The organism is Vogesella aquatica (assembly GCF_028548455.1).
GTDB classification, from domain to species: domain Bacteria; phylum Pseudomonadota; class Gammaproteobacteria; order Burkholderiales; family Chromobacteriaceae; genus Vogesella; species Vogesella aquatica.
In genome coordinates, this window is sequence record NZ_JAQQLF010000031.1 from 1 (window position 1) to 26777 (window position 26777).

The window sequence follows — 26777 nt, forward strand, 5'->3', positions numbered from 1 at the left end:
GTGGCCATAGCGAGGTGGTCCCACGCCTTCCCATTCCGAACAGGACCGTGAAACGCCTCAGCGCCGATGATAGTGCAGATACCTGTGTGAAAGTAGGACACCGCCAGACGCCCGATACACAAGCCCAGCTCAGACGAGCTGGGCTTTGTGCTTTGGTGCGGCGAAAATACCGCGCACCACCCCGCAGCCAACGTTGGCCGCAGCCCGCCGACCCCGGCATAAAGCCCGCTATCGCGGGCTTTATGCATTAGCTGTATTATCTTGCCATAAATCTACTCCTGTTTTGGCTGAGGCGGCTATCCGGCAAGAAAGGGGCTGATGCATTGCATGGCGTGCTCGACGTAGCTGTCTTTTTCACCAACAGGGGCCAAGTAGTGCAAGGCGCTTTCCGCAGAAGAAATCCCAACTAGTTTGCAGATAACCCAAGCCGCCAGATAGGGCGAGGCGAGACATCCGCCTGCTGTAGCGATGTTGCCTTTGGCAAAAAATGGCTGATCGAGGATTTGCACACCTGTCTCTTGCACCCATGGTTTGCTGGTGAGGTCTGTACACGCTGGAATGGTTTGCAGCAGGCCAAGTTTGGCGAGAATCAGTGTGCCGGAGCATTGCGCCGCCAATAGTTGCTGGCTTGGGTCTAGCTGCAGCTGGGCCATCAGTTCGGCATCTGCTACCACTTGGCGTGTTTGTACGCCGCTGCCGATGATGACTGCATCAGCTTGGTTTGCTGCGTGTAATGGTATGTGCGACGTTAGTGTCAGTCCGTTCATGGAGCTGACCTGCGGTCTGGGGCTAGCGATGGAGACTTGCCAGCCAGGCTGTTTGATGCGCTTCAGTACGCCGTAGGCGATAAGCGAATCCAGCTCGTTGAAGCCGTCGAACGTAAGGATGGCGATATGCATGTGGCTGTTCCATTTGGGTGATTGGCTTGCGAATGGTCAGCGTAAAGTGAAAAATCAGTACATTCAAAAAATTGTACTGGATACATTGCCATGGGCTTGCCGCGCTATAAGCAGTTGGTGGAAGGGCTGGCTGCGGATATTCGTAGCGGACGCTATCCGCCTGGTACCCGTCTGCCGACGCATCGCGCTTTGGCAGCAAAGGAAGGGCTGGCGCTGGCGACCGCTACGCGTGTTTACGCCGAGCTGGCTGCCATGGGGCTGGTATCTGGCGAATCCGGGCGGGGGACGTTTGTGCGGAACACCGTCCTGCCGGCGGGCTTGGGTATAGACCAGCCGCTGTTAGGTCAGGACATGATCGACCTCAATTTCAACAACCCGAATCTGTCAGGGCAGGGGCACATGCTGCGTGATGCACTGCGTGAGCTGGCCTTGGCCGGTGAGTTGGAGAGCTTGCTGTGCTACCAGCCGCATGGTGGGCGGCTGCGTGAACGCGCGATGGTGGCAGGCTATCTGGCAGATCACGGTTTGCAGGTAGGGGCGGAGCACGTCCTGCTCGTGAATGGTGCACAGCACGGTTTAGCGGTAGCGATGATGGCCACATTGCAGCCGGGTGATGTCGTGGCAGTGGATGCGCTGACGTATCCGGGTTTCAAGGTGCTGGCCGATACCCTGCATCTGACACTGCTAGCGGTGCCACAGATCGCAGGGGGGACTGATCTGGATGCGCTGGCGCAGCTATGCCGCCAACGCAAGGTTCGTGCGCTATTCACTATGCCTACTTTGCATAACCCGCTGGGTTGGGTGATGTCTGCCGCGCAGCGCCAGCAGCTGGTGGCGCTTGCACGTCAGCACGGGTTGCTATTGATCGAGGATGCGGCGTATGCCTTTTTGGTGGATGGTGCGCCACCGCCGTTGGCGGCACTTGCGCCGGAGCTGACTGTTTATGTGTCCGGGTTTTCCAAAAGTGTAGCTACTGGTCTGCGCGTAGGTTATGTAGTGGCACCCCCTGCCTGGCGCGCGGCCATGGAGCGCGTGATTCGCGCTACGGCATGGAATACCCCAGGGGTAATGAGTGCGCTGGTTTGCGGCTGGCTTGCTGATGGTACTGTGGCACGGCTACAGGCGCAGAAGCGGCAGGATGCGGCCCGGCGCCAGGCCGTGGCAGCTGCGGCACTGGCGGGTATTCCTTACGTCAGCCATCCTGCTTCCTACTTTTTATGGCTACCTTTGCCACCGGCAGTACGTGCCGAGCCCCTGGTGGCTGAGCTGCGCCAGCACGGGGTGGCCATGTCTCCTGCCGCACCGTTTGCCTGCACCGTGCATGTGCCGCAAGCAGTGCGTCTGGCGCTGGGTTCTCCTGGGCTGCCTACCTTGCAGCAAGCTTTGCAGCTGGTGCGGCAAGTGCTGGACAAACTGGGTGATTAGGGCCTGTTAACGCTATTTTGCAGCGGCGGCGGTGCGGCAGGCCGATCCCGGCCAGCACGGTTTGACAAAGCAGCACCGCGAAGGGCAGGCCCGATAAGCTTCCCACTACGGCGTTATCGAGCTTGCGCGGGGAAGCACCCGGTTCACCACGCTGTGCCGGGCATGGGAAAACTTACCGGGCCTGCGCCCAGCAAGAAATAGTGTTAGCAGGTTTTAGTGACTCAGTGCGCTTTGGTAGCGTGCCGGGTGAAAGCGCAGCGTCATGATGAGCAGCACCAGCACCGTGCCCGCCAGCATTTGCCACGATAGCGCGTAGCTGGCGGTGAGGTCGCGCAGCCAGCCGGCGGCAAACGGGGCGATGGCGGCCAGCAGGTAACCTACGCCTTGCACGAAGGCAGTCAGGTCGCCAGCGGTTTGGGCATCGTCTGCGTGTTGCAGTGTCAGGATCATGGTGAGCGGGAACAGGCCGCCGATGCCGGCACCCAGCAATGCCACAAAAAGCAGGCTGTGCTGGCCCGGTAACCAGGCCAGGCCTGCCAGGCCGGCAAGGTTGGCCGCCAGGGTAAACAGCAGCCATGGGCGCAGGTCGTGGTAGCGGGCGGCAATGATGGGCAGCAACAAGCCGGTGGCAACTTCGAAGGCGGTCATGTAGCTGAGCATCAGGCCGGATTGCTGTGCGCTATAGCCCAGAAAGACAAAGAATGGTGCCAGCCAGGCCAGCGTGCAGACGTACACGCCGGTGCCAATGCCAAAGTACAGCGCCAGTGACCATGCTCGTGCTTTGCCGAACATGCGGCCGATATGCGATGCGCTGCTGGTGGCGTGGCTGACTTCGGCCGGGGCTTTGCTGTGCCACAGCAAGGCTGCCAGCACGGCAGGGATGGCCCATACCGCCAGTGCCGGGCTCCAGCCGAGTTGGCCTGCCAGCCAGGGCGTGCTGCCGGCGGCGAGGGTGGCGCCGCCCATGATGGAGGTAACGTACAAGCCCATCATCAGCGACACGTGGCTACCGCCGTGCTGTTTGATCAGCGCCGGTACCAGTGCCTGCACGATGGCAATGCCCAGGCCGGCAATGCCGGCAGAGAGCATCAGCGCGCTGGTGGTTTCGCTCAGGCGCAGCAGGCAGGCGGCGGCAATCAGCAACACGCCGGCCAGAATGCCGCCTTTGCTGCCCAGCCAGCGTTTGAATAGCGGCAGGGCGAAGGCGCACAAGCCGATCATGGCCACGGGCAGGGTGGTCAGCAGGGCAGCGCCGCCAAAGCTCAGGCCGGTGGCGGCGCGTATCGGCTCCAGCAGCGGGCCGGTGCCGGCCAGAATCGGGCGCAAATTGAGCCCGCACAGGATGATCAGCAGGGTTAACAGGGTACGTGTGTGTGATGGCATGGTATTCCCCATCGGCAGCACACGGCGTCAGGCCGCGCGCAGCCTGACGGTGTTAGGGGTGGTGTCAGGTGTTTTCCAGCGCGGTCAGCCAGCGTTGCAGCAGTGTGGCCAAGGCTTGCTGGTCGCTGGCAGGCAGATGGGCTAGCAGGTCGAGCTGGGCATCGGTATGCGGGGTCAGCGCGGCGTCCACTTTGGCCAGGCCCGCCGGCGACAGGCGTATCATCACGCCGCGGCGGTCGGCATCATCCGGCAGGCGCTCTACCAGGCCGGCGTTTTCCAGCTTGTCGATGCGCTTGCTGATGCCGCCGCTGGTCAGTAGCAGCGATTGCGATAGTTGTGACGGGCTCAGGGTATAAGGCTCGCCCTGGCGGCGCAGGGTCAGCAGTACATCAAACTCGCCGTACTTCAGCTGATGCTGCGCCAGTACGCCATCGCGTACTTGTTCGAAATAGCCCATCAGGCGCGCAATGCGCCCCAGCACCGCCAGCGGGGTGGTGTCGAGCGAGGGTTGGGTCACTTGCCATTCGGCAATGATGCGGTCGATCTGGTCCATGGGGCGTAGTGTAGACAAAACTTCCCCGGAAGTCACTTCCTTGGAAGTTAAAATTGGCGTGGCTGTCTGGCCATTCATCCTGCCCGGTTACCGTTTGTCGAGGTATTCCACCGCTGGTCGCACGGCTGCACGGGTGGCCACAGCACGGTTTAGTCTGCTGGCATTGATCGAGAGGAGTGAATCATGTCAGCCATCGAAGTGATTGATCTTAGCCGCCATTACCGCCTGGGTAGTGTGGATGTGCCGGCGCTGCGTGGCGTTAGCCTGAGTATTGCGGCCAACGCCTTTACCGTACTCAGCGGTCCGTCGGGCAGCGGCAAGTCCACCTTGCTCAATCTGTTGGGCGGGCTGGACCGCCCCGACAGCGGCCACGTCGTCGTGGCCGGCCAGCGCCTGGATACGCTGGACGACAACCGCCTCAGCGATTTTCGCGCCCGCCACATCGGCTTTGTGTTCCAGCACTTCAACCTGCTGCCGGTGTTGACCGCGCGCGAGAACGTGGAATACCCGCTGCTGCTGGCCGGCGTGGCCGCCAGCGAGCGCCGCCGCCGCGCCGCCGAGCTGCTGGACGCGGTAGGCCTGGCCGACCGTGCGGCCAACCTGCCGGGCCAGCTCTCTGGCGGCCAGCGCCAGCGGGTGGCCATTGCCCGCGCGCTGGCCTTGCGCCCGGCGCTGGTGCTGGCCGACGAGCCCACCGCCAACCTGGACAGCCACACCGGCGCCGCCATCATCGCGCTGATGCGCGACATGCAGCGCCAGTACCAGACCTGCTTTGTGTTCTCGTCGCACGACGCCCAGCTGCTGGCCGCTGCCGACCACGCCGTGCTGCTGCGCGACGGCCAGCTACAGGCGCCCGCCGCCGTGAAGGAGGCCGCATGAACACGCTACAGTTGGCCGCACGCAACCTGGTGCGCAACCGCCGCCGCACGCTCACCACCTTGCTGGCGATGATCGTCGGCGTGGTGGCGGTGCTGATCTTTGGCGGCTACGACCGCAACATCCGCCTGGGCCTGGAAACCGACTTTGTGCGCGGTAGCGGGCATTTGCAGATCCAGCATCGCGATTACTTCCTGTTCGGCAGCGGCAACCCGGCTGCCTACGGCATTCGTGACTACACCCGCCTGATGCAAACCCTGCAGGCCGACCCGCAACTGGCGCCGCTGCTGCAAGTGGTGACCCCGGTGCTGGACCTGGGCGGCATTGCCGGCAACTTTGCCGCCGGCGTGTCGCGCACCGTGTACGGCCGTGGTGTGGACGTGGTCGGGCAAAACCAGCTTAAGCAGTGGAACGACTACCGCATGGTGGGCCTGCCGCAGCGCAGCGTGGCGCTCACCGGCACCGCACCCAACGCCGCGGTAGTGGGTACCGGCGTGGCACGTGTGCTACAGCTGTGTACTCCTTTGCAGGTAAAAGATTGCCCGCAGCCGCTGGCCGCGAATGAGCAGGGCCGCGCCATGCCGGCCGACTTGGCAGCCTTGCCGGTGGCGGCGCCGGCGGCCAACCTTGGCCGTGTGCAGATCGAGCTGCTGGCGGCGCGTGCCAGTGGCGCGCCCAATGTGGCCAGCCTGCAGGTGGTGAAAGCCGAGCAGCAGGGCGTGAAGGCGCTGGACGACATCAGCGTGCAGCTGCACCTGACGCAGGCGCAGCAACTGGTGTACGGCCAGGACACGCCGCAGGTCAGCGCCATCGTGCTGCAGCTGCGCCATAGCAGCGATATGCCGGCGGCGCGTGCCCGCCTGGCGCAGCTGCTGCAAGGCGGCAGCCAGCCGCTGGTGGTGCAGGACTTTGCCACCCTCAACCCGCAGTACGGCCAGATCACCGGCATGTTTGCCGCCATCCTCGGCTTTGTGGCGGTGCTGATCGGCGCCATCGTGCTGTTTACCGTGGGCAACACCATGAGCATGGCGGTGGTGGAGCGCACGGTGGAAATCGGCACCCTGCGCGCGCTGGGCCTGCGTCAGGCCGGCATCCGCCGCCTGTTTGTCAGCGAGGGCTTGCTGCTGGGCTTGGGCGGCGCGCTGCTGGGCAGCTTGCTGGCGCTGGGCCTGGCCTGGCTGATCAACCACAGCGGCCTCACCTGGCTGCCGCCGGGCAATAGCGAGCGCATTCCGCTGCTGGTCCGCGTGGCCGGCGAGTACGGCATGCTGCTGGCCACTGCCGTGGGGCTGATCGTGTTGTCGGTGCTGTCGGCCTGGTGGCCGGCCCGCCGCGCCGCCCGTCTGGATATCGTGGAGGCCCTGCGTCATGCGTAAGCTCCTGTTTACCCTGCTGTTGGCCGCAGGGCTTGCCCAGGCCGCGCCGGACGCGCAGCAACTGCTGGCCGCCAGCGACGCCATCCGCAACCCCGGGCAGTCGTTTTCGCTGGATAACACGCTGATCGAGTACCGCAACGGCCGCGAACAGGGCCAGACCCAGCTGCAGATCTACGCCCGCCCGGCCAGCGACAGCGGCCAGTACCGCAACCTGATCCGCTTTCTGGCGCCGCTACGCGATGCGGGCAAGCTGATGCTGAAAAACGGCAACGAGCTGTGGTTTTACGACCCGGCCAGCAAGGCCAGCGTGCGTATCTCGCCGCAACAGCGCCTGCTGGGGCAGGCCGCCAACGGCGACGTGATGACGGTCAACCTGGCGCGCGACTACCGTGCCCGGCTGGACGGCGAGGAGGCAATCCAGGACGGCGAGCGCCAGAGCCGTGCCAGCTACCGGCTGGCGCTGCAGGCCAGCCATGACGACGTGACCTATCCGCGCATCACGCTGTGGGTGGACGCGGCCAACAGTCGGCCGATCAAGGGCCAGTTCTACAGTGATAGTGGCCGCCTGCTGAAAACCGCCTTTTACCGCCGCTACCAGCTGCAACTGGGCGTGCAGCGCCCGTCGGAGACGGTGATCATCGACGGTCTCGACCCCGGCTGGATTACCGTGATGCGCACTGGCAACCTGCTGGCGCGCGACATCCCGGAAACCTGGCTGCAGCGCGACTATCTACCGCGCTTCCGGGCGGAGTAGACCATGCCACGCTTGCGCTTTTGCCTGCTGTTGGCCGCCATGCCGTTGCCCGTGCTAGCGGATAGTGCAGCCGAACTGGACGCGCTGGCGCTGGCCGACGCCGCCGTCAGCCAGCCGCAAAGCGATAGCCCGCTGCACGGCCAGTTGCAGCTGTCGCACTGGCAGGGCAGCCCCTGGCAGGGCTTTGCCAGCGTGCGGCTGGACAGTGTGCTGCAGCCCGGCTGGCGTGCGGTGCTGGCCGACCGGCTGGACTTCCGGCCGCAGGCCGGCGGGCCGGCGCAGGTGAACTCGCTGCAGGAGGCCTATCTTAGCTGGCAGCCGTCGCCCGAGCAGGCGCTGGACGTTGGCCGCATCAACCCGCGTGGTGGCGTGGCGCTGGGCTTCAACCCGCTGGACGTGTGGCGCGACAGCGGCCTGCGCGCTGCCGCCAGTGCCGACCCGGCCAGCGCCCGCGACAACCGGCTGGGGGTGGTGATGCTGCGCGCCCAGCAGCTGTACGACGGCGGCAGCGTCGGCGTGCTGCTGGCGCCGGCACTGGCTAGTGCGGCCAACCCGGCGCCGTGGTCGCCGGACTGGGGCAGCAGCAACCGCCGCGAGCGCTGGCAGCTGCAAGCCAGCGTGGCCGGCAGCGGCAGCTTGCGCACGCAGTGGCTGCTGGCCGGTGGTGCGGGTGAGGCGCTGCAGCCCGGTGTGGCGGCCAGCCTGCTGCTGGGCGACGCCACCACCGTGTACGGCGAGGCCAGCGCCAGCCGGCGGCACGATCTGGCCGGTGGCGGCGCGCGCCGCTGGCGGGCGCTGGGCGTGCTGGGGCTGGGCTACACCGCTGCCACGCGGCTGACGCTGCACGCCGAATGGCACTACAACGGCCAGGCCTTGGCCGCGGCCGACTGGGCGGCGTTGCGGGGGCAAGCCTATGGCCGTTACCGCCAGGCAGCACAGCAGGCGGCGCTGGCACCTACGCGGCAACAGTGGTTTCTGCATGCAGAATGGCAGGATTTTCTGCGCCCGGGGCTGGTCGCCACCGCCATGCTGCGGCATGATCGCATCGATGACAGCCGGTTTTTTAGCAGCGGCCTGCGCTGGCAGGGCGACCGGCTGGCGCTGGGCGTCAACGCCGAGCGCGGCCTGGGCCGGCTGGGTAGCCATTACGGCGGCCAGCCCTTGCGCTGGCAGCTTTTCAGCAACTTCTATTATTGAGAACCGGGTGATGAGCCGACCCCATGTGCGCGTGGATTTGCGCCGCGAGCTGCCTTTCCTGTTGATGGTTAACGCGGTCATTGCCACGCTGGTGACCTTGCTGGCAGAGGGCGAGCATTTTGGCTTCAACCTGCTGGTATCCAACTGCATCGGCTTCCTGATGTGGGGCAGCACCTCGCTGCTGTGCTATGCGCTGAAAGTGGAGCGGGTGGCGTTCTGGCATGTGCTGGCCTGCATGCCGCTGGCGGTAGTGCTGGGTTTTACGCTGGCCGGCAGCCTGTGGCCAGGCGTGGTGCCAGAGCGTATCGCCGGTAGCGCCGACCTGGCGCTGCAGCTGCGCAAGTTCGCCATGATGGCGCTGGTGACCATCTCGGCAGCCAGCCTGTTTTATTACCGCTACAACCACCAGCGCAACCTCACACTGCTGGCCGACGCCGGCCGTCGCCAGGCCGAGCTGCAGCAGGCCGAAACCGCTGCCCGGCTGGCGCTGTTGCAGGCGCAGATCGAGCCTCATTTTCTGTTCAACACGCTGGCCACGCTGCGCAGCCTGATCGGTAGCGACCCGGCGCGGGCGACGCAGGCGCTGGACCTGCTCAACGACTACCTGCGCGCCAGCCTCAGCCGCACCCGTCGCCGCGAGGTGACGCTGGCCGACGAGCTGGCGCTGGTCACGCCGCTGCTGGCGCTGGCGCAGCTACGCATGGGCGAGGCACGCTTGCAGTACCGCATTGACGTGGCCGAGCGCTGGCTGGGGCTGCCGCTGCCGCCGCTGCTGCTGCAGCCGCTGGTAGAAAATGCGCTGCAGCACGGGCTGGAGCCGGCGGTGGCCGGCGGCAGCCTGCTGATTGAAGCCATCGCGCAACCCGGCTGCCTGTGCCTGCGCGTCAGCGACAGCGGGCTGGGGCTGGCGGACGGCCATGGTGGCGGCAGCGGGGTAGGGCTGGCCAATGTGCGCCAGCGCCTGCAAGCCCTGTACGGCGAGCACGCCACCTTGTCACTGTATGCGCGGCAGCCGCACGGCGTGGTGGCCGAGCTGAGCCTGCCGCTGGAGGAACACCAAGCATGACCCGCATCCTGATTGCCGACGACGAAGCTTTGCAGGCCGCCAGCCTGGCGCAGCGTTTGCAGGCGCTGTGGCCCGACATCACGCTGTTGCCGCCGGTGCACAACGGCATTGACGCCGTGGCGGCGCTGGCGCGCGAGCAGCCCGACATTGCTTTTCTGGATATCCGCATGCCGGGGCTCACCGGCCTGCAGGTGGCTGCGGCGGCAGCGCGCAGCCGTGTGGTGTTCGTTACCGCTTACGACGAGTACGCGCTGGCGGCGTTTGACGCCAGTGCCGTCGATTACCTGCTCAAGCCGGTGAGCGACGCACGGCTGGCACAGTGCGTGACCCGGCTGCAGCGCGACACCCGCCCGGCGCCCGACCTGGCCGCGGTACTGGCGCAGTTGGCCGCACCGGTCACCCGCACCTGGCTGCAATGGCTGCACGCCGGCCTGGGTGATACCACACGGCTGATTGCGGTGGACGAGGTGCTGTATTTCCAGGCCAGCGACAAGTACACCGAGATCGTTACCGCGCACGAGCGGCACCTGATCCGCCTGCCGCTGAAAGAGCTGCTGGCGCAGCTGGACCCGCAGCGCTTTGCGCAGATCCACCGCAGCTATATCGTGAGCCTGCCCCAGGTTGGCCGCATCGAACGCGACCTGCTGGGCCGCCAGCAAGTGATGCTGAAAGACGGCCGCAGCCTGCCCTTGTCGCGCAGCCACGCGGCGCAGTTTCGCCAGATGTGAGGCCGGCCGAGGTGCCGGCGCCAAACAAGGTTTTAAAGAAATGACGGCAGCTTGCCAAGCTGGATGCACATGCACCGTGCATGTCTTGGATAAGGAGCTGTCATGAAGCATTGTTCATATCTTGCCGTGCTGGGCCTGGTATCCGCCATGGCGCAAGCCGCGCAGCACACACCAGTATGCCAGCTGGCCAGCCAGCAGGCCGTGTCCTGGGATGCACTGCAGCCAGCGCTGCAAGCACGCCATTGTTATCCCGGCAAGGTGGAGGCGTGCCAGGCGCGCATGGCTAACCTCAAACAGCTGCAGGGCTATATGGCGGCGGATGCCAAGGTGGACAGCGTGGCACTGGCCGCTTTCATGTTTGCCACCGTGGTGGTGGAAACCGGTATCCGCCAGTTTTCCCCTGCGGCGGTGGAGCGCGGTGAGGGGGCAGGCAAGGCCTACGGGCGGCCAGACCCGCGCACCGGACAGCGCTATTACGGCCGCGGCTGGGTGCAGCTGACGCACGCCCACCAATACCGCAAGGCCGGCGAGTTGTTGGGTTTGCCGCTACTGGAACAGCCTGATCTGGCGCTGGCGCCGGACAACAGCTACCGCATCCTGCTGGCTGCGCTCACCGAAGGTATTCCGGAGGTCTACCGCCAGAACGCCAACGGTGCCAGCAATGGCCAGGGCCCACGGGTAAAGGCGGGTGATTTCATCTCTGCCACACAGGCGGATTACGCGCAGGCGCGGGCGGTGATCAATGCCAACTGTGTTGGCAAGTGCAGCGCCAGCAGCCGCAAGGCTTTTCCCGGCAAAGGCTATCTGCCAACACAGGCTTTTATCGATGTGGCGGGAAAGACCGAGGCAGAGGCCCTGTTTTTCGAGGCGGCGCTTTGCAAGGCCGCCGGTGCTGGCTAAGGCAGGCAGCACCATGCACCATGCACCAGCCCGGCACGGGAAGCCTGCCGGGCTGTTTTTCTGCTTGCTGCTGGCGAAGGCAGGGAACCGTTGGTCGCGCTGGACGGTCTTTGGTCGCATAATGTTTTTGTGTAAACCGATTCATATAGGATTGATAGCGGTTTTCTTGACTATCAACCAGCAAGGAGCAGACATGAAACAGGGGATGGCAGGCGTGGGCCTGCTGCTGGCCGCCATGGCGGTACAGGCCGGTGACTGGCAGGCCGGTATCGGCGCCGGTGTCGGCAGCACTATTTATCGTGGTGACAATGGCCGGGCCATGGCCATACCGCTGCTGGGCTACCAGGGCGACCAGTTTTATGTGCACGGCCCGGAGCTGGGCTGGAAGCAGCCGCTGGGCAGCAATCTGACTGCCACTGCCAAGGCGCAGTGGGAGTTTGACGAGTTCGACCCAAAGGATAACGACATTGCCGCGCTACGCCAGCTGGACAAGCGCAAGCAAGGGGTGCTGGTGGGCGGCGAGCTGGGCTGGGCGCTGGACCCGCGCACCACGCTGTCGCTGCAAGCCATGCACGACGCCGGTAGCCGCCACCAGGCCACGCTGACCACGGTGGCGGTAGAGAACGTGCTGCCGTTCAGCACGCAGCAGGACGCCTTCGTGGTGTCGGCCGGGGCCAGCTACCTGCCCAAGGCTTACCAGCAATACTACACCGGCATCAGTGCCAGCGAGGCGGCCCGCAGCGGCTTGCCGGCCTACCAGGCCGACTCGGCCACCCGCTACCAGCTGGGCGCTAGCTGGCGCCACGCCTTCAACCGCAATCTGGCGGTGCTGACCCGCGTGTCGGTGAGCCACCTGCCTGCGTCGCTGAAGTGGGACGAGGCAGCGCGCACCGGCAGCCCGCTGGTAGAACGCAATGTGACCGTTGCCGGCATGCTGGGCGTGAACTACCGCTTCTGAGCCGGAAAAGGAGAAAGCCCCTGTCTGTGAAAGCAGGCAGGGGCTTTTTGCGTGTGGCGTTTCCTGTTGACGGCTGCTCAGAGCTCGCCCAGCCAGTGGGCGGGCAGTGCACCGGCCCAGCCAAGCTCGCCCAGCAGGCGGGCAAAATCGCCGCTGAGCGGTGCGGTCAGCGTCAGCGGTTGGCCGCTGTGCGGGTGGGTGATCTGCAGTTCGGCGGCGTGCAGCAGCATGCGGCCAACCTGGTATTGCGTCTGGAAGAAGCGGTTGTGCACGCCCTTGCCGTGGGTGGCGTCGCCGATGATGGGGTGGGCAATGTGCTTGAGGTGGCGGCGCAGCTGGTGTCGGCGGCCAGTTTCCGGCTGCAGCTGTACCAGCGCGTAACGGCTTTGCGGGTAGCGGTCCACGGCAAACGGCAGCGTGCAGCGCGCCAGCGTGCGGTAGCGGGTAAACGCCGGCTGCGCGTTGAGCTGGGCATTGTCGTGCACGTATTCGCGCTCGTCCGGCTGGCGGGTAATCGGGTGGTCGATGTCGCCGCTGTCGGCCGGGTGGCCACGCACCACCGCCAGATAGGTTTTGGCCGGGGCGCGGCTGGCAAAGGCGTCGTTCAGCAGGCGCGCGGTGGCGCTATCCAGCGCAAACAGCAGCACGCCGCTGGTGCCACGGTCCAGCCGGTGTACCGGAAACACCTGCTGGCCGATCTGGTCGCGCAGCAGCTGTACCGCAAAGCGTGTTTCGCGGCGGTCGATCTCGCTGCGGTGCACCAGCAAGCCGCTGGGTTTGTCGATGGCAATCAGGTGCGCGTCGCGGTACAGGATGGTCAGCATGAAGGTTGGCCGCAAAAGGGAAGGCGCGCAGTGTAGCAGTGCAGGGTCGCGCTGGCGATGCTACATAGAGGGTGACAGAAAATGCCAAGGTGCCGCCCATTACGGGGCAGGTGTGGCAAATGTCGGCTAGCACCTTGGGCATCCCGCGTGCTGGCCTTTAGCATGACTACACGATGACAACAGGCACCACCGCCTCGTGGCGCCATCACGACGAGGATTACCCATGCTACCGCTGCGTACCATCACCCTGTCCTTGCTGCTGGCTGCCTGCGCCAGTGCACCAAGCCATTTTAACTACAGCCCGCTGCCGCAGCAGCCGGAAGCCGCCAGCGGCTACCAGGAAAAAACCGGCTGGGCCACGCGCCAGTACGCGGTGGCTGCGGCCAACCCCTTGGCTACCGACGCCGGCCGCCAGGTGCTGGCTGCCGGTGGTAGTGCCATCGACGCCGCGGTGGCGGTGCAGATGGTGCTGGGGCTGGTAGAGCCGCAAAGCAGCGGCATCGGCGGCGGTGCTTTCCTGCTGTACTTCGACGGCAAGGCGGTGAGCGCCTACGACGGCCGTGAAACCGCGCCGGCGGCGGTGGACGACAAGCTGTTCATCGGCGCCGACGGCAAGCCGATGGCGTTCAACGACGCCGTGGTCGGCGGCCGCTCTGTGGGCGTACCCGGTGCGGTGGCGATGCTGGAAATGGCGCACCGCGAGCAGGGCAAGCTGCCGTGGGGCGAGCTGTTCGCGCCGGCTATCCGCCTGGCGGAGCAAGGCTTTGCCGTCAGCCCGCGGCTGTACACGCTGTTGAAATCCGACCCGTTCCTGAAGCAGGACCCGGTGGCCGCCGCGTACTTTTACCAGCCGGATGGCCAGCCGTGGCCGGTGGGGCACATCCTGAAAAACCAGCCCTACGCCGAGGTGCTGAAAGCCATTGCCCGCCAGGGTAACCGTGCCTTGCAGCAAGGCAGCATCGCACAAGCCATCGTGGCCAAGGTGCAGGGCCATGCGGCCAACCCCGGCAAGCTGACGCTGGCCGACCTGGCGGCCTACCAGCCCCAAAAGCGCGACGCGCTGTGCAGCGACTACCGCGCCGCCAGCCGCGACTACCGCCTGTGCGGCTTTCCGCCGCCCAGCAGCGGCATGATCGCGGTGGGGCAGATTCTGGGTATCCTGGCCAACACCCCGGCGGCCAGCCTGCCGCTGGATCAGGGCGCGGACGGCAAGCCGTTGCCGTCGCCGCAATGGCTGCACCTGTACACCGAAGCCTCGCGCCTGGCCTTTGCCGACCGCGCCAAGTACGTGGGTGACCCCGATTTCGTGCAGCCACCGGGCGGCAGCTGGCACAGCATGCTGGCCCCGGCCTACCTGACCAGCCGCGCCAAACTGATTACCGACAACAGCATGAAAACCGCGCAGCCTGGCCAGCCCGGCGTGCTGACCACCGCGCTGGGCGTGGCGGCGGCGCAGCCGGAGTACGGCACCAGCCATATCAGCATCATCGACCGAAACGGCCACGCTCTGAGCATGACCACCACCATCGAGGCGCAGTTTGGCGCGCGCCAGATGGTGAACCCTAGCGGCAAGGGTACGGGTGGCTTTTTGCTGAACAATGAGTTAACCGACTTCAACTTTGCCCCCAACGACAGCAGTGGCCTGCCCACCGCCAACCGCGTGGAGCCGGGCAAGCGCCCGCGCAGCTCGATGAGCCCGACGCTGGTGTTCGACAAGGCCAGCGGCCAGGTGCTGATCAGCGGCGGCAGCCCCGGCGGCGCGCTGATCATCCACTACACCGCCAAAACGCTGTACGGCATGCTCAACTGGGGCATGAACGCGCAACAGGCGATCAATCTGCCCAATTTCGGCGCCACCGGCGCGCCCACCATGCTGGAAGAAAAGCGCTTTCCGGCCAGTACCGTGGACTGGCTGAAAGCCCATCAGCACGAGGTGCGTGAAACCGACATGACCAGCGGCCTGCAGGCTATTGGCCGTACGGCTGACGGCTTTTTCGGTGGCGCCGACCCGCGCCGCGAGGGCGTGGTGATGGGCGAGTAAGCCTTTACCCGCGTGCTAAAACAAAAGCGGCCAAGCTGTTACCAGCTTGGCCGCTTCGCTTTGCTGCGCGTGTGTGAGGCTTATTTCACCACGGTCTTGCCAAAATCCACGCGGCCGAACGGGCTGACGTTGTAGCCGCTGACGTTGGCGCTGGTGAGCGCTGCAGCGGTGGGATGGGCCAGCGGCACCCACAGTGCCTGCTCCTTGATGATCTGCTGGGCGCGGGCATAGTTGGCCGCACGCAGTTTCGGGCTGGCGTCGCGACGGGCGTCGGTAATCAGCTTGTCCAGCGTGGGGTCGCAGAAGCGGGCGAAGTTGGTGCCGCTCTGTACCGCCGCGCAGCTGAATTGCGGGGTGAGGAAGTTGTCGGCGTCGCCGTTGTCGCCGGCCCAGCCCATGAACAGCACGTCGTGCTCGCCGGCCTTGGCGCGCTTGATCAGTTCGCCCCATTCGATGACCTTGATCTCGGCCTTGACGCCGATCTTGGCCAGGTCGGCCTGCAGTACTTCGGCGCCGGCTTTCGGGTTGGGGTTCAGCGTGCTGCCGGTGGGGCGAATCCAGATGGTGGTGTCAAAACCGTTGGGCAGGCCGGCGTCGGCCAGTAGCTTCTTGGCGCGGGCCAGGTCGAGGTTGTAGTCCTTGATGGCCTTGTTGTAGCCAAAGGTGGACGGCGGGAACGGGTTGACGGCTGCGGTGGCGCTGCCGGCAAACACCACTTTCAGGTAGTTGGCCTTGTCGAAGGCCAGGTTCACCGCCTGGCGCACGCGTTTGTCGTCAAACGGCTTGTGCTGGCTGTTCAGCGCGATGAAGGCGGTGGAGAACATCGGCACGGTCAGTACCTTGATGCGGGCGTCGCCAGCGGCATCGCTGATGTCCTGCGGCTTGGGGCTCAGCGCGATATTGCATTCGCCGGCTTTTACCTTTTGCGCGCGTACCGCGCTATCCGGCGTGATGGCGTAGATCAGGCGCTCGGCAGCGGGCTTGCCGCCAAAGTAGGCCGGGTTGGCCGCGTAGCGCACCGCGCTGTCTTTGGCCGAGCTCTGGAATACGAACGGGCCGGTGCCTACCGGCTGCGCGTTCAGCTGCTCGAAGTTGCCGGCCTTGGCCAGCTGGTCGGCGTACTCGGCCGAGTAGATGCTGGCAAAGCCCATGGTCAACAGCGGGACCAGCGTGGCGTCGGGCTGGTTCAGGTCAAAGCGCACGGTGCGGGCATCGACTTTCACTACCGCCTTGATCAGCTTGTCCAGCTGGAACGACTTGGCGTGCGGGTAGCCGTTGGGCGCGCTTTTGTACCACGGGTGGGCAGGGTCGGTCATGCGCTGGAAGCTGAACACCACGTCGTCGGCATTCAGCGGCCGGCTGGGGCTGAACCAGGCGGTTTTGTGGAAGGCTACCTTGTCACGCAGGGTAAAGGTCACCGACAGGCCATCCGGCGCCACTTTCCAGGCGCTGGCCAGGCTGGGCACTACCTTGCCCTGGTGGGCGTCGTAATCGACCAGGCGGTTGAACAGCACATCGGCGCTGGCGTTGGTGGTGGTCAGCGAGTTGTAGCGCACCACGTCAAAGCCTTCCGGGCTGGCTTCGGTGCAGACGGTCAGCGGTTTGGCCAGCGCGGGTAGCGACAGGGCCAGCAGGGCGGCAAGGGCGGTAAGGCGTGCGGTCATGGCGTGTCCTTCAGGTCTGCGGCGGTGCAACAGTGCCCGCCGGGCAATAATGGGCCACAGCATACCGCCAGCATGTGCCATCGTGCCAAGCATTATTTGCGATAAGCATTTTCCGTATTGATGCAAGCTGTCGCAGGTGGGCCACGCGCGGGGCGGCGGCCAACCCTGGGTCGAATGGCTAGCCGTAGCGTTGCAGCAATGGTGTGGCGGTGCGCTGCAGCAGGCTGGCCAGCGTGGAGAGCGCCAGGCGGTGGCGGCCGTGCAGGTGGTGGGCAAACACAGCGGTGTATTCCAGATGGGGCACGCCGCCACGGTGGCGTTTGAATTCACCGGCACCGCTGCTGTAGTGCAGCGCCAATTGGCGTTCGCGCGCCTTGGCCAGTAGCAGGGCCATCAGCTGGCGATACAGGCCCAGCTCGGCCGGCAGGCTGGTGTCGTAGCCCAGCAGCGGGGTAGTAAGCCAGCCGTAGCGCTGGTACAGGCCGATGCAGCCGACGATCTGGCCATCCAGCGCCAGCGCGTGCAGCGCCAGAAAGCGCTGCTGCAGGCACAGGCGGAAAAACGCCGGGGTGAAGTCCGGGTTCAGCGCCGAGTGCTTGTCGATAAACAGCTGGCGGAAGCAGCGTTGCAGCGCCGGGATGTCGGCTTCGCCAAGCTGATCCGGGCCCAGCAGGGTGAGCGGGCTGGCCTGCAGCAGTTTCTGGTCGCGTTTGACATTGGGGCTGCGCCATACCGCAGGGTCGGCTGGCTGGCACAGGTAGACCTGGCGGGCGGGCAGCAGCAGCCAGCCCTGCGCTTGCAGCATGGCGGGCAGGCCGGGGTTGGCCGCATCGCATACATTGCGCAGCAGCAGCGGGGCGTCCGGCTGGCGCGCCAGCAGGGTGTCGGTGAGCAGGGTCAGCTCGTCTTCGCTCCATTGCGGGTGCAGGTTGGTGGACAGCAGCCAGTTATTGATGTGCCAGGCGCTGTCCAGCCGGGCGGCGCTGATGAGCCCGGCCAGTGGCCCGCTGGCCGCGGCGGCCAGCAGGCGGGTGGTGCGCCCGTGGCGGGCGGCTTCGGCCTGCGGGTAGTGCAGCCAGGCAGCGCGCGGGCTGGCAACGTAGCTGTCGCCACTGGCCTGGCGGGTGAGCCGGGTGACCGGTATCGCGGGCGTGCCGGCGTCGCTGCAACAAACCTGGGTAGGGGCGTTGGCCACCCAGTGCTGGCCACCCAGCTGGCGTGCCTGGCTTAGCCAGTGGGCGTGGCCATCCAGCAGTAGCGGGTTTTCCAGGCGGCTCATGTGCGCTTGGTGTACACGTGCACGCCACCGTAGATGGCGGCGCGGTCGCGCAGGTGCAGCTGGCGGTTATACGCCGGGTCGGTTTCCCAGCAGGCCAGCAGCTGCGGTGCCAGGCGGCGCTCCAGTGGCGAGCTGCTGCCGCCGGTGCGGAACACTACGCGGGCGCCGGGGGCGGCGGTGCGGGTAACCTGGCGCCACAGGGCATTGAGCTGGGTGTCGTCCATCCAGTCTTGCGCGTCCAGGAAAACATAGGCGTCCAGGCTTTGCGGGGCGCGCTCGTCCAGAAAGTCGGTCAGCGCGTGGTGGTGCAGCTGCAGCTTGCCCAGCTGCTGGCGGATGGTGTGGTAATGCGCTTGCTGCAGGTAGAGCGGCAGGCTGCGCTGGTTGTCGGTGTCGTAGCGGCGGGCAAACGCTTGCTGGGCGTAGGGGTTTTCGGCGAGCGGGAAGTCACAGGCCAAGCGGCGCATGCGGCTTTCAAACAGCGCAGGCAGGTTGCCGCCGGCATCGGCACGCAGCTCGGCAAACTGTGCAGGCGGGATGCCCATGCTGTACAGCAGGCTTTCGCGGTGGCACAGAAAACGCAGCAGCGGGTGGCGGAAAACCGGTGCCAGGTGGCGTTCGAACAGCGCTTCTTGTTCTTCCAGGCTGGTGGCTTTGGCCAACTGGCCCAGGTTGCCGCCCATCAGCCTGGCCAGTACGTGACCCAGGCCGATGAAGCGCCCCAGCAGGCCGTGGCGGTAGGCGTGACGGGTAAACAGCGCATAGCGCGGCGTGCCCCAGATATTGTTGTGTTCCCAGTACTGGCGGGCGCTTACCGGCAGCGCGGCGGCAATGTAGCGGCGGTAGCGCTGGGCGTTCTGGCGCTGGCTGGCATCGCCCAGAAAGTCCAGCAGGGTGCTGTAATCCGGCAGCTCGGCAAAGGCGGCTTTCTTTAGTGCCAGCATGGCCAGGTGGGTGTCGTTCAGGTCTACCGCGTGTACCTCGGCCGGCTGGCGGCTCAGGTAGGCCAGGGCGTTGCAGCCGCCGGACGAGATAGTGAGCAGGCGCATGCCAGGGCGCAGCTGCAGCGCTTCGATGTCTACTTCCGGGTCCTCCCAGATTTGCGCGTACACCAGGCGGCTGAACCAGCTGGCAAACAGTCGGTCGCCAATGGCTTTTAGGCCGGTGGTGGTGGAGTTGCTCACTGCCTGGCTAACTAGCTTGTGCGTGCTCATACGGCCTCCCGATGATGTTTCATCGAATAGTGCGGGTCTGGCATGGCAACTTGATGACAGACTGGTTGCGTAGCGATGACGCAGGGGGCTTGACAGGCGTGTTACAACATAACATGTTTACTGTTACGTTATAACGCTGGAGAAAGCCATGTCTGCCAAACAAGATCCCCGCCTGCCCGTTACCGTGTTGTCCGGTTTTCTGGGCGCCGGCAAAACCACCTTGCTGAACCATATCCTGAATAACCGCGAGGGCCGCCGCGTGGCGGTGATCGTGAACGATATGTCCGAGGTGAATATCGACGCCCAGCTGGTACGCGAAGGGGGTGCCGCGCTAAGCCGCGCCGAAGAGAAGCTGGTGGAGATGAGCAATGGCTGCATCTGCTGCACGCTGCGCGAAGACTTGCTGGTAGAAATACGGCAGTTGGCCGCAGCCGGGCGCTTTGATTACCTGCTGATCGAGTCCACCGGCATCGCCGAGCCGCTGCCGGTGGCGGAAACCTTCACCTTCCGCGACGACGACGGCCACAGCCTGTCCGATATCGCGCGGCTGGACACCATGGTCACCGTGGTGGATGGCTTCAATTTCCTGCGCGACTACGGCTCGCAAGACTTTCTGCACCAGCGCGGCGAGGCGGCCGGCGACGAAGACGAGCGCACGGTGGTGGATCTGCTGGTCGAGCAGGTGGAGTTCTGCGACGTGATTGTGCTGAACAAGACCGACCTGATGTCGGCCGACGACATCCTGCGGCTGGAAGCCATCCTGGCCACGCTCAACCCGCGCGCGCGCATTGTCAAAAGCCACTTTGGCCGCGTGCCGCTGGCTAGCGTGCTGGACACCGGCCTGTTCGATTTCGATGCCGCCGCCGACGCACCGGGCTGGCTGCAGGAACTGCGCGGCGAGCACGTACCGGAAACCGAAGAGTACGGCATTACCAGCTTTGTCTACCGCGCGCGCCAGCCTTTCCACCCGCAGCGCTTTTACCAGTGGGTACAGCAGGAATGGCCGGGCGTGGTGCGTTCCAAGGGCTATTTCTGGCTGGCTACCCGGCCGATGCTGGTGGGCAGCTGGTCGCAGGCTGGTGCCATGTCGTGCCACGGCCTGGGTGGCTTGTGGTGGGACGCGGTTGACCGCGCAGACTGGCCGCAGGACGACGAAAGCCGCGCCATCATCACCAGCCGCTGGGCCGAGCCCTGGGGCGACCGCCAGCAAGAGCTGGTGATCATCGGCATGGGCATGGACCAAGCCGCGTTGACAGCGGCGTTTGATGCCTGCCTGCTCACCGAGGCCGAGTTGGCTGCCGGCCCGGCCGCCTGGGCCAGCTTGCCGGACCCGTTCCCGCAGTGGGGCGAGCTGGCCGAAGAGGGCGAGGTGTTGCCGGCATGAAGGGCGATATCCTGATCCGTAATGCGCGGCTGGTGAACGAAGGCCGCATCAGCGAGGGTGACCTGCTGGTGCGCGGCGGGCGCATCGCGCGTATTGCGGCCAGCATCGACGCCGCAGCCCGGCACGAGATCGACGCGGCAGGCGGCTGGCTGCTGCCAGGCATGATCGACGACCAGGTGCATTTTCGCGAGCCAGGGCTCACGCACAAAGGCTGCATCGCCACCGAGTCGCGCGCGGCGCTGGCGGGCGGCATTACCAGCTTCATGGACATGCCGAACACCACGCCCAGCACCACCACGCTGGACGCGCTGGCGCACAAGGAATGGTTGGCCGCACAGCACAGCGCGGCCAACTACGGCTTTCATTTTGGTGCCGCCAGCGACAACCTGGACCTGGTGGCCGCGCTGCCTCCTGGTCGCGTGGCGGGGGTCAAGGTGTTCATGGGTGCCAGTACCGGCAATATGCTGCTGGACGAGCCGGTGTTGCTGGAACGCCTGTTCGCCAGCGTGCCCACCGTATTGCTGGCGCATTGCGAACACACCCCCACGGTTGAGGCCGACAGTGCGCGCCTGCGGGCGCAATACGGCGACGCGGCCACCGCGGCGCTACACCCGCAGGTGCGCAGCGCCGAGGCCTGCTGGCGCAGCAGCAGCCTGGCGGTAAGCCTGGCGCGGCAGTTTGATACCCGCTTGCACGTGCTGCACCTTACCACCGCCCGCGAGCTGGCGCTGTTCGACGCCGGGCCACTGGCCGGCAAGCGCATCACCGCCGAAGCCTGTGTGCACCACCTGCTGTTTGACGACGCCGATTACGCCACGCTGGGCAACCGCCTGAAGTGCAACCCGTCGGTAAAAACCGCCGCCGACCGTGCCGCCTTGCTGCAGGGCTTGCAGGATGGCCGTCTGGACGTGATCGGCACCGACCACGCGCCGCACACCACCGAAGAAAAGGCCCGCCCGTACTGGCAGGCGCCCAGCGGGCTGCCGCTGGTGCAGCACGCGCTGCCCGCGCTGATGGGGCTGGTGGACGACGGCGTGCTGACGCTGCCGCAGCTGGTACAGAAAACCAGCCACAACGTGGCCGACTTGTTTGCCATCCGCGAGCGCGGCTATCTGTCCGAGGGCTATTGGGCCGACCTGGCCTTGCTGGCGCCGGGTGCCGGGCCGGTGCTGCCGGTGATGTCGCGTTGCGGCTGGTCGCCGTTCGAGCAGCGCCCCTTGCGCTATCACGTGCGCGCCACCGTGGTATCCGGCCAGCTGGGCTGGTACCAGGGGCGTTTGCTGCCCGGTGTGCAGGGCAGGGCCTTGCAGTATCAGCGTAGCGGGGGCGGCCGATGAGCGATGTGGTGGTGTGTGACGATCTGGCCGGCCTGCCGGCCATCTTGCAGCCGCAGGTACAGCTGCTGTATTGGCAGCGTGGCTTGTCACCGGCCATTGGCAGCTATCTGGCCGGGTTGGCCGCAGCCGGCCAGCTAGGCCTGGGCATGCGCGGCCAACTGCCGCCGGGCGGGCAGCCGCACCTGGCCAGCTGGCCGCCCGCTGCGGGGCGTGATGCGGCAGCCGGCGATCTGGCGCTGCTGGCCGACCTGTTTGGCACGCTGCTGGGCTGCCCGCAGGTGGGTTGGCGTATCGAGGTGCTGCAGCAGGCGATGTGTCCGCGCTTTCATGTCGACCGCACCGGCATGCGCCTGGTGTGCACCTGGCAGGGCGCCGGCACCGAGTGGCTGGCCGAGGCCGACGCCGACCGCCACTATCTGGGCACCGCCAGCGGCGGGCTGCCCGATGCCGACAGCGGCCTGATGCGCGGTGGCAGGGTTGGCCGCAGCGCGGCAGGGGACGTGTTGTTGCTAAAGGGCAGCCTGTGGCAGGGCAACGCGGGGCGCGGGGCGATTCACCGCTCGCCAGCGGTGGCCTGTGGCTTGCCGCGCGTGATGCTGGCACTGGATGCCTTGTGGGGTGAGGTGAATTGATAACGGGGGTGATTGCATTTGCCTATGGCATATCGCTACAGATGGTTACCTAATGCTTGATCTGGATCAGCCCTGGTGGGTGTACATGGGCAAAGCTTATTGCTACGATAAAAAGAATTAATCTCATTTGATGTTCTTCGCATCGATAGCAAGGAGCGCGTTTTGTCCCACACTGCCACCCCGCTGCACCTGCTGCCCAAGGGCGCCCGTGCCACCATTGTCGATATTGCCAGCCATAGCCATTTCGGCGAGCTGGACGCGCAGGTGACGCTGCGCCTGAAAGAGCTGGGTTTCCTGCCCGGCGCCGTGCTGCAGGTCATCGGTTTTGGCCTGTTCGGCGCCGACCCCGTGGCCGTGCGCATTAACGGCACCAAGTTCGGCCTGCGCCGCAGCGAAGCGGCCAAGATCATTACCACTGTTCACCCTGCCTGATCCCGTCATGTCCCAATCCCTTTTGCGTTTTGCCCTGGTGGGTAACCCCAACTGCGGCAAGACCGCGCTATTCAATAGCCTGACCGGTGCCCGTGCCAAAGTAGCCAACTACGCCGGTGTTACCGTGGAAAAACGCCTGGGTAGCCTGTCTGGCCTGGGCCGCCCTGCCGAGCTGATCGACCTGCCTGGCACCTACAGCCTGTACGTGGCCTCACCCGACGAACAGGTGGCGCGCCGCGTCATCCTGGGCGAAATGGCGGGTGAGGCCGCGCCGGACGTGCTGGTGGCGGTGGTGGATGCCACCAATATCAAGCTCGGCCTGCGTCTGGTGCTGGAGCTGCAGGCACTGGGCCTGCCGATGATTCTGGCGCTCAATCTGGCTGATGCGGCGCGCAGCCGTGGCATTACCATCGACACCGCCATGCTGTCGCAACAGTTGGGCATGCCGGTGGTGGAAACCGTGGCCGTGCGCAAAAACGGTGTGGCGGACCTGCAATCAGCCATGGCCGAATGTGCGGCCAACGCTGCTAGCCGCAGCGGCCAGCTGGCGCTGCCGGAACGTGCCGAAGCGGTAGAGGCGCTGTACGCCCGTATCGACCAACTGTTGGCCACCAGTGTATCGGCACCGTCGCAGGCCCCGGCCTGGCAAGACCGGCTGGACGCGCTGGTGATGCACCCGGTACTGGGCCTGGCGCTGCTGGCTACCATCCTGCTGCTGATGTTCCAGGCGGTGTTTGCCTGGGCGGCGCCGGTGATGGACGGCATCGATGCGGTCATGGCTTGGCTGGGGGAGAGCGCCGGCGCACTGCTGCCAGACGGCATCCTGCATGACTTTGTAGTGGATGGCCTGATTGCCGGTGTCGGCGGCGTGCTGGTGTTCCTGCCGCAGATCATCATTCTGTTTGCCTTTATCCTGGCGCTGGAAGACTCCGGCTACCTGCCGCGCGCGGCCTTCCTGCTGGACCGCCTGATGCGCGGCGTGGGGTTGTCCGGGCGCTCGTTCATCCCCATGCTGTCCAGCTTTGCCTGCGCCGTGCCTGGCATCATGTCCACGCGCAGCATTGCCGACCCGAAAGAGCGGCTGGTCACCATCCTGACCGCGCCGCTGATGACCTGCTCGGCGCGGCTGCCGGTGTACGCAGTGGTGATCGGCGCTTTTGTGCCGCAGCAAAGCGTGTGGGGCGTGTTCAACTTGCAGGGCCTGACACTGTTTGCCTTGTACATTGCCGGTATCGCCAGCGCCGCGCTGGTGGCCTGGGTGATGCGCCGCCGCGAGGCGGCCAGCCAGGGTTTCCCGCTGTTGCTGGAGCTGCCAAATTACCGCTGGCCGAACGCCTACCACTTTGTACTGGGGCTGAAGGAGCGGGCGTCGATTTTCCTGCGCCGCGTGGGCACCATCATCCTGGCGCTGTCCATCGTGCTGTGGTTCCTGGCCACCTTCCCGCATGCACCGGCCGATGCCACGCTGCCGGCTATCGAGTACAGCTTTGCCGGCATGCTGGGCAAGCTGATGCAGCCTTTGTTTGCGCCGCTGGGTTTTAACTGGCAGATGTGCATTGCGCTGATTCCGGCCATGGCAGCGCGCGAGGTAGCGGTGAGCGCGCTGGCTACCGTCTATGCGGTTGGCGGCGAAGCAGCGCTGGGCGGCGCATTGTTGCGCGACTGGAGCCTGCCGGTAGCACTGGCTTACCTGGCGTGGTTTGTGTACGCGCCGCAGTGCTTGTCCACCATTGCTGTGGTACGCCGCGAGACCAACTCGCTACGGGCTACGGTCATTTTTACCGGCTACCTGTTTGCGCTGGCTTACTTTGCCGCGCTACTGGTGCGCCAGATGGCGGCCCTGTGGGCTTGATGAGGAGAACAAGATGAGTGAAGGCATGCAAGGGGCCATCGTCGGCCTGATCGTTGCGGCAGCGGCGCTGTACCTGCTGCGCAAATACCTGCCGCGTAGCCGCAAGCCGGTGCCAGGCGCCGAGCCCAAGTCGGGCGGCTGCGGTAGCTGCGGCAGCTGCAAAGGCGGTAGCTGCCACTAGCCTGGCGGTCTGCCTGCTTGTCCCACCCCCTGCTCGCGATGGCCAGCAGGGGGTGTTTTTTCACCGGTTTGCCAATAGGTGGCGTACTTGTGCGGGCTGCCAGCCTGTCCTAGGCTAAAACCTATCGAAATTAATAGATAAAATAATGAAGACCACCCTGTTGGCCGCCTGTGTCACGGTTTTGATACTGCCTGCTACGGCCATGGCGGCCAGCATCAAAGCGTATACCGAGGCTTTGCCACCGCTGAATTACGAGGAAAACGGCAAGGTAGGCGGCTTTGCCAGCGAGTTGCTACGCCAGATGGCGGGCGAGGCCGGCCATAGCGTGCAGCTGGAGGTGATGCCGTGGATGCGGGCCTACCGTACGGTGAAGAAGCAGCCGGGCAGTGCGCTGTACAGCATCGTGCGTAACCCCGAGCGCGAGGCGCTGTTCAAGTGGGTGGGGCCGATCGCGCCGCGCCGCATGATGGTGTACGCGTTGGCGAGCCGCCCCGATGTCAAGGTGCGCCGCCAGCAAGACCTGCTGCGCTACCGGCTGGGGGTGCTGGCCGAATCCAGCGCGGCTAGCCAGCTGGTGCAGCTGGGCTTGCCTGAAACCCGGCTGGAGTATGGCCAGAGTGACGAGGTTAACCTCAAGAAACTGTTGCTTGGCCGCGCAGACAGCGTGGTGATGCTGGACTGGGCCATGCGCTGGCAGCAGAAACTGCAGCAGGTGGATGCGGCGCGCATCCGCCCGGTGTGGACGCTGGACCAGCGCTACCAGTACTGGTTCGCCTTTAATAAAGACACCGACCCCGCCATGCTGCGCAGCCTGCAGCACGCGCTGGACCAGCTACGCGCCGACGGCCGCCTGGCTGCGCTCAAGCGCCGTTACGGCGCCTGATCCCACGGTGCGCCGGCAAAGCGCGCCAGCAGAAAGTCCAGCAGCGCCCGCACCGCCGGTGACAAATGCCGGCGCGACGCGTACAGCGCGTAGATGGTCATCTGCGGCACTGCCCATTCCCCCAGTACTTGCTGTAGTTGGCCGCTGGCCAGTAGCGGCGCGGCCAGATAAGTGGGTTGCAGCGCAATGCCGCCGCCGGCCAGCGCCGCGTGCAGCAATACGGTGGCTTCGTTGGCGGTAAAGCGGGTAGGCACGCTCACGCTTTGCCATTCGCCACTGCGGCCAAAGCGCCAGGTGCTGCGGCCAAAGTTGGCGTAGCCCAGGCAGCGGTGGCGGGCGAGGTCGGCCGGCTGTTGCGGCCAACCTTGCGCCGCCAGGTAAGCCGGGCTGGCCACCAGTACCGATTCGCAGCTGGCCAGCGGGCGGGCAATCAGCGCCGGGTCTGGCTCGCTGCTGATGCGGATGGCCAGGTCGATGCGCGCCTCCACCAGGTTTAGCGCTGCGTCGCCCACGTTCAGATCGATCTTCAGCTGCGGGTGCAGGGCCAGAAAGTCGCTGATGGCCGCCGCCAGATGCGCATGACCAAACGACATGCTGCTGGTGAGCCGTAGTTGGCCGCGCAGCGTGCCGTCCGGCGGCGCCACCTCGTCTTCGGTTTCTTCGGCCAGCGCCAGCATCTGCAGGCAGCGGCGCAGCGCCTGCTCGCCGGCGTCGGTCAGCGTGACACGGCGGGTGGTGCGCTGTAGCAGGCGGGCGCCCAGCCATTGCTCCATCTCGGCCACGTAGCGCGTCACCATGGCGCGCGACATGCCCAGCCGCTCGGCACTGGCGGTAAAGCTGCCGCTGGCGGCCACGTCGGCAAACACCTGCATGGCGGTAAGTCTGTCCATGATCTGCTCGATTTGTGCAACAAATATGCGCAGATTAACGCGTTTATCT

General features: G+C 65.6%; 25 protein-coding genes and 1 rRNA gene. 18 read left to right on the forward strand and 8 right to left on the reverse strand.

Annotated features, from left to right (window positions below):
• Positions 1 to 109: ribosomal RNA gene (gene rrf / locus PQU95_RS17760) — 5S ribosomal RNA — on the forward strand; the annotation flags it as partial.
• Positions 110 to 296: 187 nt separating this feature from the next.
• Here the strand turns inward: rrf and PQU95_RS17765 are convergent.
• Positions 297 to 899: a DJ-1/PfpI family protein gene (locus PQU95_RS17765; protein WP_272753240.1), complete on the reverse strand. Its 603-nt coding sequence runs from the start codon at positions 897 to 899 to the stop codon at positions 297 to 299.
• A gap of 90 nt (positions 900 to 989) precedes the next feature.
• Between PQU95_RS17765 and PQU95_RS17770 the strand changes: the two genes are divergently transcribed.
• Positions 990 to 2324, forward strand: coding sequence for an aminotransferase-like domain-containing protein (locus PQU95_RS17770; protein WP_272753241.1), 1335 nt, complete (start codon positions 990 to 992; stop codon positions 2322 to 2324).
• 213 nt (positions 2325 to 2537) lie between these two features.
• Here PQU95_RS17770 and PQU95_RS17775 read toward each other — a convergent pair whose 3' ends face one another.
• The gene (locus PQU95_RS17775; RefSeq protein WP_272753242.1) at positions 2538 to 3707 is read right to left on the reverse strand and encodes a cyanate transporter; all 1170 of its coding nucleotides are present in this window, start codon (positions 3705 to 3707) and stop codon (positions 2538 to 2540) included.
• Positions 3708 to 3771: 64 nt separating this feature from the next.
• Positions 3772 to 4278 carry a MarR family winged helix-turn-helix transcriptional regulator gene (locus PQU95_RS17780; RefSeq protein WP_272753243.1) on the reverse strand — a complete coding sequence of 169 codons (507 nt, stop codon included), beginning with the start codon at positions 4276 to 4278 and terminating at the stop codon, positions 3772 to 3774.
• 165 nt (positions 4279 to 4443) lie between these two features.
• Between PQU95_RS17780 and PQU95_RS17785 the strand changes: the two genes are divergently transcribed.
• The 8 genes from PQU95_RS17785 to PQU95_RS17820 all read left to right on the forward strand — a co-directional run bounded on the left by PQU95_RS17785 (position 4444) and on the right by PQU95_RS17820 (position 12115).
• Positions 4444 to 5139, forward strand: coding sequence for an ABC transporter ATP-binding protein (locus tag PQU95_RS17785; RefSeq protein WP_272753244.1), 696 nt, complete (start codon positions 4444 to 4446; stop codon positions 5137 to 5139).
• Positions 5136 to 6512, forward strand: coding sequence for an ABC transporter permease (locus PQU95_RS17790; protein ID WP_272753245.1), 1377 nt, complete (start codon positions 5136 to 5138; stop codon positions 6510 to 6512). Before PQU95_RS17785 ends, PQU95_RS17790 begins: the two co-directional genes overlap by 4 nt.
• Positions 6505 to 7266 (forward strand): outer membrane lipoprotein-sorting protein, encoded by a 762-nt coding sequence (locus PQU95_RS17795; RefSeq protein WP_272753246.1) that lies wholly within the window; start codon positions 6505 to 6507, stop codon positions 7264 to 7266. Before PQU95_RS17790 ends, PQU95_RS17795 begins: the two co-directional genes overlap by 8 nt.
• A gap of 3 nt (positions 7267 to 7269) precedes the next feature.
• Positions 7270 to 8463 carry a hypothetical protein gene (locus PQU95_RS17800; RefSeq protein ID WP_272753247.1) on the forward strand — a complete coding sequence of 398 codons (1194 nt, stop codon included), beginning with the start codon at positions 7270 to 7272 and terminating at the stop codon, positions 8461 to 8463.
• Between the two features lie 10 nt (positions 8464 to 8473).
• Positions 8474 to 9529, forward strand: a complete 1056-nt coding sequence (locus PQU95_RS17805; RefSeq protein WP_272753248.1) for a sensor histidine kinase — start codon at positions 8474 to 8476, stop codon at positions 9527 to 9529.
• Positions 9526 to 10257 (forward strand): LytR/AlgR family response regulator transcription factor, encoded by a 732-nt coding sequence (locus tag PQU95_RS17810; protein ID WP_272753249.1) that lies wholly within the window; start codon positions 9526 to 9528, stop codon positions 10255 to 10257. Before PQU95_RS17805 ends, PQU95_RS17810 begins: the two co-directional genes overlap by 4 nt.
• Before the next feature lie 102 nt (positions 10258 to 10359).
• On the forward strand, positions 10360 to 11157 hold the full coding sequence (locus PQU95_RS17815; protein WP_272753250.1) for a glycoside hydrolase family 19 protein: 798 nt from the start codon (positions 10360 to 10362) through the stop codon (positions 11155 to 11157).
• A 193-nt stretch (positions 11158 to 11350) separates the two neighbouring features.
• Entirely contained in the window at positions 11351 to 12115 is a 765-nt protein-coding gene (locus PQU95_RS17820) for a MipA/OmpV family protein (RefSeq protein WP_272753251.1), read from the forward strand.
• Between the two features lie 77 nt (positions 12116 to 12192).
• On the opposite strand, the gene PQU95_RS17825 is transcribed toward PQU95_RS17820, so the two are convergent.
• Positions 12193 to 12939 carry a pseudouridine synthase gene (locus tag PQU95_RS17825; protein ID WP_272753252.1) on the reverse strand — a complete coding sequence of 249 codons (747 nt, stop codon included), beginning with the start codon at positions 12937 to 12939 and terminating at the stop codon, positions 12193 to 12195.
• 223 nt (positions 12940 to 13162) lie between these two features.
• On the opposite strand from PQU95_RS17825, the gene PQU95_RS17830 reads away from it, so the two are divergent.
• Positions 13163 to 14980, forward strand: a complete 1818-nt coding sequence (locus tag PQU95_RS17830; RefSeq protein WP_272753253.1) for a gamma-glutamyltransferase family protein — start codon at positions 13163 to 13165, stop codon at positions 14978 to 14980.
• 80 nt (positions 14981 to 15060) lie between these two features.
• Here PQU95_RS17830 and PQU95_RS17835 read toward each other — a convergent pair whose 3' ends face one another.
• The 3 genes from PQU95_RS17835 to PQU95_RS17845 form a co-directional block, all read right to left on the reverse strand.
• The gene (locus tag PQU95_RS17835) at positions 15061 to 16644 is read right to left on the reverse strand and encodes an ABC transporter substrate-binding protein (protein ID WP_272753254.1); all 1584 of its coding nucleotides are present in this window, start codon (positions 16642 to 16644) and stop codon (positions 15061 to 15063) included.
• 178 nt (positions 16645 to 16822) lie between these two features.
• On the reverse strand, positions 16823 to 17923 hold the full coding sequence (locus tag PQU95_RS17840; protein WP_272753255.1) for a GNAT family N-acetyltransferase: 1101 nt from the start codon (positions 17921 to 17923) through the stop codon (positions 16823 to 16825).
• Complete coding sequence (locus PQU95_RS17845) at positions 17920 to 19137, reverse strand: BtaA family protein (RefSeq protein WP_272753256.1); 1218 nt, start codon at positions 19135 to 19137, stop codon at positions 17920 to 17922. Before PQU95_RS17845 ends, PQU95_RS17840 begins: the two co-directional genes overlap by 4 nt.
• A gap of 148 nt (positions 19138 to 19285) precedes the next feature.
• Here PQU95_RS17845 and zigA point away from each other — a divergent pair, with 148 nt between their 5' ends.
• The 7 genes from zigA (at position 19286) to PQU95_RS17880 (ending at position 25838) form a co-directional block, all read left to right on the forward strand.
• Positions 19286 to 20521 (forward strand): zinc metallochaperone GTPase ZigA, encoded by a 1236-nt coding sequence (zigA, locus tag PQU95_RS17850; protein WP_272753257.1) that lies wholly within the window; start codon positions 19286 to 19288, stop codon positions 20519 to 20521.
• Entirely contained in the window at positions 20518 to 21858 is a 1341-nt protein-coding gene (locus PQU95_RS17855) for a dihydroorotase (RefSeq protein WP_272753258.1), read from the forward strand. The genes zigA and PQU95_RS17855 overlap by 4 nt, the downstream gene beginning before the upstream one ends.
• Positions 21855 to 22490 carry a DUF1826 domain-containing protein gene (locus PQU95_RS17860; RefSeq protein WP_272753259.1) on the forward strand — a complete coding sequence of 212 codons (636 nt, stop codon included), beginning with the start codon at positions 21855 to 21857 and terminating at the stop codon, positions 22488 to 22490. Before PQU95_RS17855 ends, PQU95_RS17860 begins: the two co-directional genes overlap by 4 nt.
• A gap of 162 nt (positions 22491 to 22652) precedes the next feature.
• Complete coding sequence (locus tag PQU95_RS17865) at positions 22653 to 22922, forward strand: FeoA family protein (protein WP_026107973.1); 270 nt, start codon at positions 22653 to 22655, stop codon at positions 22920 to 22922.
• Positions 22923 to 22929: 7 nt separating this feature from the next.
• The gene (gene feoB / locus PQU95_RS17870; protein WP_272753260.1) at positions 22930 to 24774 is read left to right on the forward strand and encodes a ferrous iron transporter B; all 1845 of its coding nucleotides are present in this window, start codon (positions 22930 to 22932) and stop codon (positions 24772 to 24774) included.
• 13 nt (positions 24775 to 24787) lie between these two features.
• Complete coding sequence (locus PQU95_RS17875) at positions 24788 to 24955, forward strand: FeoB-associated Cys-rich membrane protein (RefSeq protein ID WP_227303236.1); 168 nt, start codon at positions 24788 to 24790, stop codon at positions 24953 to 24955.
• A 145-nt stretch (positions 24956 to 25100) separates the two neighbouring features.
• On the forward strand, positions 25101 to 25838 hold the full coding sequence (locus PQU95_RS17880) for a substrate-binding periplasmic protein (protein ID WP_272753261.1): 738 nt from the start codon (positions 25101 to 25103) through the stop codon (positions 25836 to 25838).
• Here PQU95_RS17880 and PQU95_RS17885 read toward each other — a convergent pair.
• Entirely contained in the window at positions 25826 to 26728 is a 903-nt protein-coding gene (locus PQU95_RS17885; RefSeq protein WP_272753262.1) for a LysR family transcriptional regulator, read from the reverse strand. The genes PQU95_RS17880 and PQU95_RS17885 overlap by 13 nt on opposite strands.
• Positions 26729 to 26777 lie beyond the last annotated feature (49 nt).